Origin of the sequence: Pseudomonas sp. CCNWLW23 (genome assembly GCF_037095675.1) — a bacterium.
GTDB lineage: Bacteria > Pseudomonadota > Gammaproteobacteria > Pseudomonadales > Pseudomonadaceae > Aquipseudomonas > Aquipseudomonas atacamensis.
In genome coordinates, this window is the sequence record NZ_JBAWKM010000002.1 from 313482 (window position 1) to 326447 (window position 12966).

Here is a 12966-nt window from a genome sequence, read left to right on the forward strand (position 1 = left end):
GCGCTGTTCTTGTATTTCGCGCTGTACGACCTCCGGTACGCAGCACTGAAATAACCAAAATGCGGCGGCCATGTTGCCCCAGTGACCATACCAGTAATGAGTCACAAACAGAACAGCGGAAATGTCGTTGCGTCAGGAACAGGATTGGGTTGGGGCGACTGATCCGACTCCTCGGAGCAGCAGAGGGTCAAGGCATCAAGCTGCGCAAGATGAGGTTCGAAGTCAGCGTGGGCGCCACTTCGATGAAATCGAGGTTGTGTTGCAGCATCAGTGGATTGACGAAGGGCCGCAGCGCCAAGTGGATCGACTCGACCGTCTCGTCCAGCGGCGTCCTGCGCTCGAACTCACCGGCCTCGCGACCATCGCGGACAATGTCGGTGATAAAGCGCTTGATCTGCGCATCGTAACGCTGCGCACTTGGCCAGTTCTCACCCGCTGCAAACGCAGCAATGTCGTAGAGTTTGCGATCGTTGAAGAACAGGTTCACGCCCGTAGCGATCACGGTTTTCACCAAACGGCGGAAACGCTCGGTAGGCGTCAGGTCTTCCTCGTTTATCGCTTGCTCGACCGCCGCAACGATCTGCCCCAGACAATTCGCGCAGATCGCTTCGCCGATCGCCTGTTTGGAATCGAAGAATTTGTAGATGTACGCCTTGGAGAAACCGATGGCCTTGGCCAGATCGGACACCGTGGTTTTGGCATAGCCGTACTGGCTGAAATGCTCGTTGGCCGCCGCGACAATCTGATCACGAATGTCGTGATCGACGGGACCACGCGGGCCGGGGAAGGATGGGGAAACTGAGGACTGATTCATGTCGGCAGCTTACTCACCCGCCCGCCGACTGACAACGTGTGACTCATTCTGAAAAACACCACCCATCCACTGTGGGAGCGAGCCTGCTCGCGAATACGCCCGCCCAAACAACACGAATTTCCCAAGCTGCTGCACTACCCGGCCTTACTGATCGCAGAAAAATTGATACGAGAACAGCCATGCAGCAACATCCCGACAATGATCAACGCCCCCGCGCGCAACCATGTCTCCCACCCCTGCTGACTGAGCAGCACCAGACACGACACGATCGCAAGCACCGGAACGAAGGTCGGCACGCGAAAGTGGTCCTCCTCTACCCTGTCACGACGAAGAACCAGCACCGCCACATTGGTACTCAGAAAAACGAACAGCAACAGCAAAACCACCGTCTCTGCCAGCGTTGCCAGCGTCCCTGTGAGTGTCAGGGCAACAGCGACCAAGGTCGTTACAACAATGGCAGCCCAAGGAGTTTTTCGTTCAGGCAGCACCGCACCCAAAACACCCGGCAACAGCCCCAGATTCGCCATGCCATAGGTCAATCGGCTGGCCATGATCATGGTTAACAGCGCACCGTTGGCCACAGCGATCAGCGCGATAAAAGAGAAGAGCGCCGGCGGGATGTCGAGGGTCGATGCGCGGACAACTTCGAGCAAAGGCGCTGACGTCGCCACCAACTTCTCGGTAGGCAACACCGAAGAAGCCGCCACGCCCACCGCCATGTAAACCACGCCAGCGGTGAGCAAAGCGGCGAACAAGGCGCGCGGGTAGACCTTGCGCACGTCTTTGATTTCCTCCGCAAGATTGGCCGAGGTTTCGAAGCCTACGAAGGAATAGAACGCCAACAATGCCGCCCCCAGCACCGCCAGCATGGGACTGACGCCCGGTTTGAACGTGAGCGTCCGCCCCAGATCCGCATCGCCTGTGCGGAAATACCAGACCGCAGCCACGATCACCAGAATCAACCCGGACAGCTCAATCACGGTCATCACCAGGTTTGCCCCAAGCGACTCCTTGATCCCCCGCGCGTTGAGCAGGCCTATCGCCAGGAGAAACACCAGGGCGGCAATCTGCGGCGATACGTCGACAAAAGCGTTGAGGTAATCACCGGCAAACGCCAGCGACAAACCCGCAGCGCTGGTGACCGCAGCCGCCAGCATGCAGAAACCGACGAGGAAGGAAATGAGCGGTGACTTGAAGGCCTTTTCCGCGAACACCGAAGCCGCGCCGGCGTGGGGATATTTGGTCACCAGCTCCGCGTAGGAACCCGCCGTCAACATGGCGAAGAACAACGCGATCAGCAGCGGCACCCAAATCGCGCCGCCCACCTCCCCCGCGATCGTTCCGGCGAGGGCGTAAACACCCGCGCCGAGTACATCGCCGAGAATAAACAGAAACAGCATCGGGAAAGTGATTGCCCGGCGCAGAGCAGGTTTATGAGTGGGAGCCGTCACGGTCATTCCTTGGTTCGGGTGTGGAGGAGCTGGAGGGTTGTCACCTCAAACAATGGAAAATGGTGAGCAAAGCAAAGTTCCAAATCTATGACGGCCCGATTGGCACGGCGCTATAAACATTGCCCACTCGACACCTGTGGGAGCGAGCCTGCTCGCGAAGACTCCAGCCCGTTCAACACAAAACCTCAGCCAAAACCATTTCCCTAAACACCTCGTTTAAAACCGACATCCAGACTATTCCAGCAAGCTACAACGCCTTGCGCCATTGCCTACGACTACGCCAGAATCCGCCGGCTTGTGCGCCTCGGGCCGGGGCTCTATCGTTGGCCGGTCACTGAAAAACAGTGATCGGGTTTGGTAGCCCGCTTTCCACATGGCGCATAACGTCATCCTATGCAGATGCTTTCGCATCGGTTTTATGGTGGCCATGCGCAGGGCGTTTTCGAGCGCGCCGGTTTTTCCATGTGGGCCGGTCTACCAACCTTCGTATGGCCACCACCCTTCGTTTGGTAGCGAGAGTGATGGCTCCCTTGGTCACATATGGAGCTTCACCATGTTCAAAGTCACGCCAAACCCGCCACAGTCAGACGCAACCTCCCCATACGAATCCCTCGACTCAAACAAACTCCACAAAGCCGCCGACCGCGCCCTCGACCACTACCTCAAACCCACCGACACCCTCAAAACCACGCCCTACCAGACCAGCAGCATGTTCCTCGCCAACCCGAAAACCGCGACTGAAGAATTGCTGGTCAACGCCAGCGAATCGCTGGGCTCGGCTTCGGTGATGTTGAGTGATGTGATCGGGATGGTTGAAGGATCTGCTCGCAAGACACTGCAAGGTATCGCGCAAGTGGTAATGCTCGGCGAGCTGGCGGTTAATCAGGCGTTGGATAACGTCGTGCCGGTCGAGTAATCCTGCGGATGCAGGCGTTCGCTAATGCCTCGCGCTCATCGCGCGCGCCTCGATAGCCCAGCCTTGCGCTGGGCTTTTTGCTCGTCAGTGGCAGTGGTAGTCGTTGGTTTTATGGTTGCGATGGCAACCCTTTGCATCAGTGCCACCGCTGTGCGCAAAGGGTCTTATGCGCTCAGGCCGATCCAGCCATGAAAGCCGACATACAGGCCAACGCCAATGATCAGCACGCTGGACAGGTAAGGAGCGCGGCGCGCCAAGGTTCCCAGCCACGGCCAGCGATTGGAAGCCTGTTTGGCACCGATGGCCGCAGCGGCACCGACAGTGACCAGAGTCAGCGCCAGGCCGATGCTGAAACACAGCACGAGCATGCCGCCGAGCGCGACCTCTTTGACTTGCAGGCACAGCAACAGGACAGTGATGGCAGCCGGACAGGGAATCAGGCCGCCAGTCAGTCCGAACATGACGATCTGACCCGTGGTCACTTCGCGGTTGGTGAAGCGCTTACGGATGTCGTTGGCATGAGCACGTTCGTGCGCATCCTGATAGCCATCAATCGACAGCTCCAGGCCTTCGAGTTCGGAATGCGCATGCCCGTGATCATGCTCCTGGAACGTCAGGTCGTAATCATGCGAATGCCCGGCATGTCCAAGGCTCAAGCGAGCGCTGAACTCGTGCGGTTCCGGAATATCCACCGTCGACTGCAGAAAACCTTCACGCTCGACGAACGCGAACGATTGGCTGCTGCCGTCCGGACGCGTCGTGGTCAGGCGAACATCCGAGGCTGCCCAGGCGTGTCCGCTCAAGGTCTTCAGGCGCCAGTGCGGTGGCATGCCTTCCTCGAAGATCGACAGTTCAACACGGCCATGGCCGGTATCTATTCGGTGCGTTTCATCATGATGACCATGGTCGTGTTCGCCGTGATGGTGATCATCGCTTTGCTCGAACTTGAACATCTGCTCACCGCGCCAGGTACGCCACAGCATCCACAGGGCAATCGCGATGATCAGTGCAGAGGAAGCAAGCTGGAAGTACGGCTCAGTGGTTTCAGCGTCCAGGCCTTTGCCCAGGTACATGCCGCCGATGGCGACCAGCCACACCACGGCGGTGTGCGAAAGCGTTGCGGCCAACCCCAACAAAACAGCCTGTTTGACCGAGCCACGGATGGCCACGATGAAGGCTGCCATCATGGTTTTCGAATGACCTGGTTCAAGCCCATGCAAGGCACCGAGCAGAATCGCGCTCGGGAAATACAGCCAGGCGTGAGCCCCGCCTTGCTGCAACAGTTCAGCGAAATCGGGCATGTCAGACCTAAAGGTACTTGGTGATTTGTTTGAAGGCTTCCAGCGGTGCGCGCTCGCCATTGCCTAGCGCCGAAACGGTATCTTCGAGGCAGTGGTCGATGTGATCCTGGATGAGCGTGCGTTTGGCCTGGCAAATCGCTTTCTCAACCGCATGAAGCTGCTGGGCGATATCCACGCACTGACGCCCTTCTTCGATCATGGTGATGATGCCGCGCAAATGCCCGTCCGCCCGTTTGAGGCGTTTGATGATCGCCTCATGACTTTGGTGGGTGTGGGGATGGCTGTGGTCGTGTTCGTGCTCACTCATGAGTTGAGTCTCAGGGCTCGATGAATTACGCTGGCATCGTATCCCCCCAGGGGGGATTAGGCAAATCGCTTGAGCGCCCGGTCAACGAGTTGAAACATTTAACGCCATGTTCAGCAAAACACTGACAACGACGGTAGTAATCGCGCTTGCTCTCGCCATGTTCATGGCCTGGGCCGGGCATACCTATTCGTTGTCAGTCACCTCGGGGCAGCCAGCCTGGGAGATCGCTGAGGACGTCCATCATGCTCACGGCGAAGAGTCGTCATCCAGCCACTCAAGCTTTTCAGAACACTATCACTCGCCATTGACCCCTGATCATCAGCATGAAACGCCGCAACTCACAGCCGCGTTGATGTTGGCGACATCGCCGATGCCATCGATCCGGGTCGATGCACTTCGACACCCGGTTCCTCTGCCGCCGATATTTTTGATCGAGCGTCCACCTCGCCCTTCGTTCGCATCCTGACCACGGCCGCAATGCGGCCCACGATCATTGCAACGTAGGATTGCCCCATGCATTCGCACTCGATGAGCGGCACAGGCGTACTTACTGCGCCTTCGCACCACCCGCTACTGCTGTTGTTTTTACTTGTCGCTGCACTTTTACTCGGGACACCCGAGGCGATGGCTCACGCTGTTGCGGAAGGCGACAAAGGTTTCATCCAGGAAAGCTCAGGTGTCATGTTGCTGCCCTTCATCTACATGGGCGCCAAGCACATGATGACCGGCTACGACCACCTGCTGTTTCTGTTCGGGGTGATCTTCTTCCTCTACCGCCTGAAGGATGTTGGCCTTTACGTCACCCTGTTCGCCGTAGGCCACTCGGTCACGCTGCTGCTTGGCGTGCTGGCCGAGGTCAGCATCAGCTCCTACATCATCGATGCCATTATCGGCTTTTCGGTGGTGTACAAAGCCCTCGATAACCTCGGCGCATACCAACGCTGGTTCGGTTACCAACCCAATACCAAAGTGGCCACGCTGATCTTCGGCTTGCTCCACGGTTTTGGTTTGGCGACCAAGATTCAGGAATACGAGATCTCACCAGACGGCCTGATTCCGAACCTGATCGCCTTCAACGTTGGTGTCGAGATTGGCCAATTGCTGGCCCTCAGCGCGATTCTTATTTTGATGGGGTATTGGCGGCGCACCGGCAGTTTCTGGCGCCACGCGTATACCGCCAACGTCGCCATGATGAGTGCCGGTTTCCTCTTGATGGGTTACCAGATCACCGGCCTGTTTGTCTCCGCCTAAGGAATTCCGACGATGTTCAATACTCCGCTTCCAACTGTTAATGAATTGCCAAGCACTCGCAAACTGCTGCGCTCGACTGTCATCGCGATACTGGTTGCTACCGGCCTTTTGGTGACTGTTGTCATGCCTTCTGAATACGCGATCGATCCGACAGGTGTAGGCCGAACACTGGGGCTGACCCAGATGGGCGAACTTAAAATCATCCTTGCTCAGGAAGCGTTGGCCGATGCCGCGCCGCCTCAAGCAGCCGCTCCAGCTCCGGCTCCAACTGCGGCTCCAACTCCGGCGCAGCAAGTTGCGCAAGTCCAGACCGTTCAGAAGCCTGTTGCTCAGCCAGTGACGGCACCCTCCCCGGCCCTGAAGTCCAATCAGATGAGCGTAACGCTCAAACCTGGCGAAGGTACGGAAATCAAACTGGAAATGCTGAAGGGCAAGACTGTCAGCTACGAATGGACGGCCACTGGCGGGCTCGTCAACTACGACACTCACGGCGAGCCCTACAACGGCGAAAAGGGTTACTTCCACAGCTACAACAAGGGCAAGCAGGTCAAGAGCAATAAAGGCGAATTCACCGCGTTATTTGACGGCACTCACGGCTGGTTCTGGCGTAATCGCAGCAACAAGGACGTGACCATCTCGCTGAATACGACCGGCGATTACCTGAGCGTCAAAAAGTAGTCCGGAACACATTGAAAACGAGGCCGCAAATGCGGCCTCGTTTTTTTCTGCGCGACGAAAAGCGCTGGATTCAAATTCCACAAATGTCCGTGCGCAGCCGCCAGGCGTCTTTCGCCGGTGGCATGCCGAACAGACGGGCGTAGTCTCGGCTGAACTGCGAGGGACTTTCGTACCCGACTGCATATCCCGCCTCTGCGGCGTCGACCGCTTCAGTGACCATCAGCCGGCGTGCTTCCTGTAGCCGCAACTGGTTACGAAATTCCAGCGGGCTCATCGAGGTGATCGCCTTGAAATGCGTATGAAACGAAGAACGGCTCATGCCGGCGATTTCGACGAGGTCATCTATTCGACACGCTTCGTTGTAGTGGCTGCGCAGCCAGGCAATGGCCTTGGCAATCTGGTTCAAGCGGCTGTCTGCTTGTGCCATCTGCCTGATGAGGCTGTTGCCGTTTTCGGTTAGAAGGCGATAAAGCATTTCGCGAATCACCAGCGGAGCGAGCGCTTCGATATCCCGTGGCCTGTCGAGCAGCCCGGCCAGCCGAACCGCAGCATCCAGCAGTTCTGGAGTCGTATCGTTGAGCGTAATGACTGCCGGCGGTGCACTGACGCTCTCTTCTCGTAGCGGATGGCGCAGCGCAAGTTCACTCAACACAGCGGTATCGAGATCCAGCGCCAGGCACAGATAAGGAACAGCCTCACTCGCCTCGATGACCGAGCCCATCACCGGAAGGTCTACCGATGCAATCAGGTACTTGGCCGGATCGTAAACATAGGCGGTAGTACCCAGCATCGCTTGTTTTCGTCCCTGAGCGACAAGGCAGAGCGTTGGCTCATACACCACCGGCATAGGCATCGTGGGCGAAGCCGAACGAATCAGGCTGACACCCGGAATCGCGGTGCTGTGAATGCCGTCATCCCGGACGTGACGACCAATGATATCGACAAGCTTTGAAAGGGAATTCAAACACAACTCCATCACGTGGGGATTCGGCGGTTGGGCATCTGGTATCGGATGATCAAGCAAGAAATCAGGACGATCCTGCAACAGCCCTCCTCCGCTCGTAAGTCACACTTCAGATGAAGCCCAGAGGTACTGCCGGCCACACCCGCGCCGATTCTTTGCCAAAGCCCCATATAGAGCAACGGCGTGAGGGAACGCAACTAGCGGCTTACAGATAACAACAACGGCCCATCCAACTCGACGGGGCTCATCGGACAGATTAAGGAGCACGGGAAATGACGTTTGTTCAACGCCTCTCTACAGCGCTAGCACTGGTCCTCACCACACTCATTGCAGAGCCGGCGCCCGCCGTGGCCAGCGAACCGGCTACGGAGCGCAACCGCCAATTCGTTGCGCAAGCGTTCAACCAGTGGGCTCAGGGCGGCCGGACGTTCTTCACAGATGTCCTGGCTCCCGATGTGATCTGGACAATCAAGGGGACGAGCCCTTCGGCGGGCACTTATCGGGGCCGAGATGACTTCCTGAAACGCGCAGTCCAACCATTCGCAAAACGGCTCGCCTCGCCCGTTCGCCCGACGGTGGCGGATATCTGGGCTGAAGGCGATGACGTCGTCGTGCACTGGGACGGCACCGCCACCGCAGCCGACGGCGCGCCTTATCGCAACAGCTACGTATGGATCATGCGCATACGAAATCTGCAGGTAGTTGAGGTCGTAGCCTTTCTCGACCTGGTGCCTTACGACGACGTTATCAGGCGAATTCCGCTTGAAGCGGGAGATCTTGAATAGATAAGCCTGCCAGAATCGGCTGAAGGATCTGCCTGTAGGAAACTGCGAGATATTACGCAGGTGGACATGTCACCGAATGTCGGCTTTCGGCCATAAGCTGACGTTTCCATACGACCGCATGCGGTCAGTATCGGACACATCTAAGATGTCGACGAAACTATGGGTATTTCAGTGTTGTGACACCAAATATTAGGTCTCTCATGTAGCTATCGAGTAACTCATTCGGGCCTTCGAATAATTCGCATATTTCCTTTGAGGTGATTATTTTTGTATATATTTTTCGAGCCATTTCGTCGCAGTGCTTAGAGGTTTCAGTAAGTTCTTTCAAGTCATTGCTTGATATGATGTCTCCGTGAACGGCTTTGGAGCGAATCCCATAAGCTTTTTTTGTTTTTTTGTATATCTCTAATCTTTCATGAGGATCGCTAGATAGGAAAAAGGCTATTCTCTCTGAAAGCTGATGTGAAAGCTCTGTATTGCTTGTACTGAATAATGACTCAAAGAAAGAACAGTAAGTTGCAATTTTAATCGCTAAATCGTTAGCGGATCTTGCCATCTGTAAGTGATACGTGGAAATATTGACCCTCCCGGTTGCTTTTTGCAATGCTGTATGTTTTGGGTTGTTTTGCTCTTTCAAACCTTTGAAGGTAGATACGGATAATTTACACGCGGACTCTAATTCAACTTGATTTATTTTCAGCGCCTTATTTGTTCCGTTAGATAGGGAATAGTTTAGACTCAAGGTGTTGCAGTGCATGCCATCATTATTTAATCCGATTGCAAAACCTGTATCACAGTTGACGCTGCAGTCTTTCGCCATCCAGAGAGAGGTCAAAATCGCATGGGCTTCCCTAAGCGTATTTATCACCTCGATATGAGCCCCTTCCTCGACAAGAACCTGTCCCTTCTTATAAATTACAGGCCTGCCGCAAGTTAGGAACTTGTACTCAAGCCCCCCTAGTGTCGGGAGCTGCCAATTAGGGATTAGTGACTTTATTAAGCCGGGGTTATTTGTTACAAATGTTTTGTCGGCTGTTTTTATTGGCGTCGCAAGGGTTTCGGTTATTTCCAAATCGACAAGCCCAACTATATATAAATAATTCAATTTGACCCTCGCAACGCTTTATGAGCTGGCAACTACAATTCTGATAGTTAAGGACTAATAAATCCACACTTGCTGAATTTATAAATAAGCTGGTTTTCCCCAATCACCAAGGTTCGGTGAGCGCGTCAACGGGCTTCCATGGATTGCATAAATTTCGTCTTGGGCGAAATTCAACATCCGGGACTCGATGTATTTATGGATGGCCGGCTTCAACGACTCGTACCACTCAGGAGAAAGTGCAACGTTTTCACTTAGATCGAGTGCTGCGTGTATGACGGCTAATGTAGGTGATCCTGAGTTCGCCAATGACTCAAAAAGTCTCAATGGTGCGTCATTCGCTGTATCGAGCCAAGAAAAAATTGCTGCGCTACCAGACTTTAGGGGAATGATAGAAACCATTACATGGGATATTTCGACCGCCCTATCTGCTAGGTCTTGAAGCCGATTTCCGTTCAAGTCGACGGTTGGCTCGATAGCGAAAGACGCTACTAACGTTGGCGGTTCAGGGAAGATCAAAGCCCGAGACACGAGCCTTTTCCAATCCTTGGCTATCAATATTTCATCCAGCCGGCTCTTCAGCGCTTCAATGTCTGACGCGCTTTCGAGTACCTCTGAAAGATATTTTTCAAATTGCTCTGAAAATTGTACTTCTTCTTGGATGCTATGCATCGCGGCGAACTGTTCAAGTGAGGGGGTGGACTCAAACTGTTTTCGCTTGTAATAGCTTTCCCGAGCTACGGCCCGATATGCAAGCATAAACAGTTGTTCAGAGGTAAATTCGAATGGTCGAGTCTCAATGCATGCGAATAGATCTCGGTCATGTGCACGGCAGAAGCCGTTAAAAACAGAAACATCTCGCAAACCCTGCAACTCGAGATTCAGTGGGAATTTTAGGTGGTCCCCACTGATGTTTCCGCGCATAGCATAAACACGACCATCTCTTGATATAGGTCTTAAAAATGCTTCGAGAGACAGAGTGTGCGCAGATACGATTGGACCTTCATGATTTTGGTGTGGTGCAAGACACACCTTGGTCTGATACAGCTTGTTGAACCTAGCAATCTGCTGGCCCACGGCTCGCCGACGCTCTGCGGCTGCGCGCTCTGCATCCTTTTGGCGATTTAGTGCTTGTTCAACTCGTTCTTGTTTGCTGCCTCGTGATTTCGCCTGTCCCATTTCTGTTCCCCACGTCCAAGTTGCGAACCATACAGCGGTAGTTCAAATGGTTGCTGCCCCTGGAATGACACGCATTCGTCCCTGCAAGGGTTTTACTCAAAATCAGACTTACACTACCTCATCAATTCAGACCAGCCAACTATCTAGGTACCATCCGCTCCCGACCCGAAGCCGTTCGAAACTGTGGGAAGCAGGTGATCGCAGTCGAGATGAATTAAATTCTATAAACCGCAGAGCTCAGCGCCATTTGATTGCTATTTTCAATGGTCTCTAGGCCTAACCACAGTCGCAATAATTATTATATATAATCACACGTTTATCTGTGCAAGCGCACAAACACACTAAAAATATTAGAGCTGTCAAATATATCCAATTAACGACCACTTAGCGCTCGGACCGTTGCCTTTTCGTATAGTGTAAGAAGCTTTCTTTAAAAAAGCACTGGTATGGGTAGTATTTTTGTGCGCAAGAATTTGAGTGATATTCTCATTTGACGCCTCTCCAAATTCATGTAGATAGTCAAACAGCTTCACATGTTTGCTTGACGTTTGGCTGATCTTGAGAGGATTCTGTGCTTTAAAGTAGGCCGCCCATATCGGCTTGAATCGTACAAAAATTCCTTTATTCGTTCCGCACAACTCTAGCTCGCTATGCTTTTTAACAGATAACTTGATGGTTTCCCAAGCGTTACCATCGTGAGCGGAAATTCTTTTTGCAAGCTCTATAACGTCCATATATCCTACACGATATAGACTATTGAATATTACAAGATCGGCCAAGCTAAACTTATCGGGAGAGTTTTGCACCTTCACAAAAATCTCTGAAATAATCGCTTTGGCAGAAAGGGATACTTCGATCGTATCAAATGACTCTTTAAAAGAAGGGAACTCTCGGCCGTAAGCAAGTGAACCGAAAGTCATCCGCTTTACTCCCATTCCCGCGCGATCTACAAGTTGGAAGTTCATCAGCAATTTGGCAAGAGCTTTGTTTCTATGGCGGGGCTGGTGTGAGGTGATATTTTCCGCGGTAACTCCACCATAAAAAACGCCTGGATTGGTGACCATCATTCTTTCAAAATCGTAGTCAACAACTACCATTCCCTCAATGGAATAGTCACGGTGTACAAGAGCATTCATGAAGCACTCGTGGAATGCTGTACTGTCTAATTTTTTACATAAGTGCGTTTTGCCAGCGTATTCAAGGGGGATCTCCGAATTGCAGGAATTAAAGCGCTCTTTTATGAATTGAATTGTATTCCAAAGATTGTCATCCCAGACGGCGTTCTGAAGAATTTCTCCGCTACTTTTACGCCATGTAAATCTATACTCGTAAGACCCAAGCCACTTTGTTATGTCTTTTGGTTTTCCAAGAAATAGAAGCCCGGACTTTGTCACTCTACCATTAGTTGTTGCTCCGATGGCCTCTAGAAAAGCTGAAGTAGTCGGGCGCTTGTCTATGGCATACCTTTTTCTAGCGCAATAATCGTTGTACGCAGCGTCGACGGCTTGAGAGTCGAGGGCAGTATCTGGAATTTGATCCATTACTTCTGCGGTCCAGTCATAATTGACGAGGCCCGATACAGCTAAGCGGATTTCCTCTGGCGCCATCGGTCTGCTGGAGCGACCGTCGCGAATACATGTCTTGCCACTTGAGGTCGAAACAAGCGTATCTCTGCGGGTGGGTACGTGAATTGCGAGATATCTTTTTTCTTCGAATTCTACATATTGTGCTTTAAGGTCAATGTGAGGACGAATCTTGCCTCTAATGCGTTGTTCAATTTCGATAGTGTCCGATAATTCAAAGCCAACGAGCTGATTAGCCCATTGCTGATCGTGGATTTTTCCTCCATCCCGAATCCCGACAAGAATGACGCCGCCTTTTTTATTGGCCAAAGCTGAAACCTCTTCGGCCAGCTCTTTAGATCCGTGAAGGGATGATGCGTTCGAGAATTCCTTGAATTCCACTTCCTCACTCTCGAGGAGCTCACTGTTAACATGCTTGCAAGCTTGGATTAAACCTCTGATTTCGTCTTCGCTCTTCATGAACATGGTAGCGAGTTCCTTTTAGCGCGGGATAAAGCAAAATATTACATCACGGCGAATTGCCATAGCGATGTTTGATCGCATATGTGAAAAAAGCGATCGCTTCGGTGCGCTGTTTTCTGCTGGCAGTCACAAAGGCTCTTGGCCGGTAGCGGTCGCTTGCGATCGTCCGCTAC

Annotated in this window: 14 protein-coding genes; 5 read left to right on the forward strand and 9 right to left on the reverse strand. The window is 53.2% G+C overall.

The window, feature by feature from the left end:
- Positions 1–187: 187 nt before the first annotated feature.
- Together V8J63_RS04530 and V8J63_RS04535 are read right to left on the reverse strand one after the other, a co-directional pair.
- Complete coding sequence (locus V8J63_RS04530) at positions 188–814, reverse strand: TetR/AcrR family transcriptional regulator (RefSeq protein WP_071171985.1); 627 nt, start codon at positions 812–814, stop codon at positions 188–190.
- A 134-nt stretch (positions 815–948) separates the two neighbouring features.
- Positions 949–2271: an APC family permease gene (locus V8J63_RS04535; RefSeq protein ID WP_336463651.1), complete on the reverse strand. Its 1323-nt coding sequence runs from the start codon at positions 2269–2271 to the stop codon at positions 949–951.
- A 547-nt stretch (positions 2272–2818) separates the two neighbouring features.
- On the opposite strand from V8J63_RS04535, the gene V8J63_RS04540 reads away from it, so the two are divergent.
- Positions 2819–3181, forward strand: coding sequence for a DUF6124 family protein (locus V8J63_RS04540; protein ID WP_130888012.1), 363 nt, complete (start codon positions 2819–2821; stop codon positions 3179–3181).
- A gap of 84 nt (positions 3182–3265) precedes the next feature.
- Here the strand turns inward: V8J63_RS04540 and V8J63_RS04545 are convergent, their stop codons facing one another.
- The 3 genes from V8J63_RS04545 to V8J63_RS04555 are packed head-to-tail and all read right to left on the reverse strand — an operon-like array spanning position 3266 to position 4789.
- Entirely contained in the window at positions 3266–3367 is a 102-nt protein-coding gene (locus tag V8J63_RS04545; protein WP_110599553.1) for a YHYH domain-containing protein, read from the reverse strand.
- Positions 3346–4482, reverse strand: a complete 1137-nt coding sequence (locus tag V8J63_RS04550) for a nickel/cobalt efflux protein RcnA (protein WP_336463652.1) — start codon at positions 4480–4482, stop codon at positions 3346–3348. Before V8J63_RS04550 ends, V8J63_RS04545 begins: the two co-directional genes overlap by 22 nt.
- 7 nt (positions 4483–4489) lie before the next feature.
- The gene (locus V8J63_RS04555; protein ID WP_016774379.1) at positions 4490–4789 is read right to left on the reverse strand and encodes a metal-sensing transcriptional repressor; all 300 of its coding nucleotides are present in this window, start codon (positions 4787–4789) and stop codon (positions 4490–4492) included.
- Positions 4790–4895: 106 nt separating this feature from the next.
- Between V8J63_RS04555 and V8J63_RS04560 the strand changes: the two genes are divergently transcribed.
- From V8J63_RS04560 to V8J63_RS04570, 3 genes are read left to right on the forward strand one after another with little or no spacing between them, the layout of a single operon-like run.
- On the forward strand, positions 4896–5255 hold the full coding sequence (locus V8J63_RS04560) for a hypothetical protein (RefSeq protein WP_336463653.1): 360 nt from the start codon (positions 4896–4898) through the stop codon (positions 5253–5255).
- 47 nt (positions 5256–5302) lie between these two features.
- On the forward strand, positions 5303–6040 hold the full coding sequence (locus tag V8J63_RS04565; protein ID WP_336463654.1) for a HupE/UreJ family protein: 738 nt from the start codon (positions 5303–5305) through the stop codon (positions 6038–6040).
- A gap of 12 nt (positions 6041–6052) precedes the next feature.
- Positions 6053–6718 (forward strand): transmembrane anchor protein, encoded by a 666-nt coding sequence (locus V8J63_RS04570; protein ID WP_130927582.1) that lies wholly within the window; start codon positions 6053–6055, stop codon positions 6716–6718.
- Positions 6719–6788: 70 nt separating this feature from the next.
- On the opposite strand, the gene V8J63_RS04575 is transcribed toward V8J63_RS04570, so the two are convergent.
- Complete coding sequence (locus V8J63_RS04575; RefSeq protein ID WP_241663641.1) at positions 6789–7763, reverse strand: AraC family transcriptional regulator; 975 nt, start codon at positions 7761–7763, stop codon at positions 6789–6791.
- 191 nt (positions 7764–7954) lie between these two features.
- Between V8J63_RS04575 and V8J63_RS04580 the strand changes: the two genes are divergently transcribed.
- Positions 7955–8467 carry a nuclear transport factor 2 family protein gene (locus V8J63_RS04580; protein WP_336463655.1) on the forward strand — a complete coding sequence of 171 codons (513 nt, stop codon included), beginning with the start codon at positions 7955–7957 and terminating at the stop codon, positions 8465–8467.
- Between the two features lie 157 nt (positions 8468–8624).
- On the opposite strand, the gene V8J63_RS04585 is transcribed toward V8J63_RS04580, so the two are convergent.
- From V8J63_RS04585 to V8J63_RS04595, 3 genes are all read right to left on the reverse strand, one after another.
- The gene (locus tag V8J63_RS04585) at positions 8625–9572 is read right to left on the reverse strand and encodes a hypothetical protein (protein WP_336463656.1); all 948 of its coding nucleotides are present in this window, start codon (positions 9570–9572) and stop codon (positions 8625–8627) included.
- A 78-nt stretch (positions 9573–9650) separates the two neighbouring features.
- Complete coding sequence (locus tag V8J63_RS04590) at positions 9651–10748, reverse strand: hypothetical protein (RefSeq protein ID WP_281894807.1); 1098 nt, start codon at positions 10746–10748, stop codon at positions 9651–9653.
- A 359-nt stretch (positions 10749–11107) separates the two neighbouring features.
- The gene (locus V8J63_RS04595) at positions 11108–12796 is read right to left on the reverse strand and encodes an RNA-binding domain-containing protein (protein ID WP_336463657.1); all 1689 of its coding nucleotides are present in this window, start codon (positions 12794–12796) and stop codon (positions 11108–11110) included.
- Between the last annotated feature and the right edge of the window lie 170 nt (positions 12797–12966).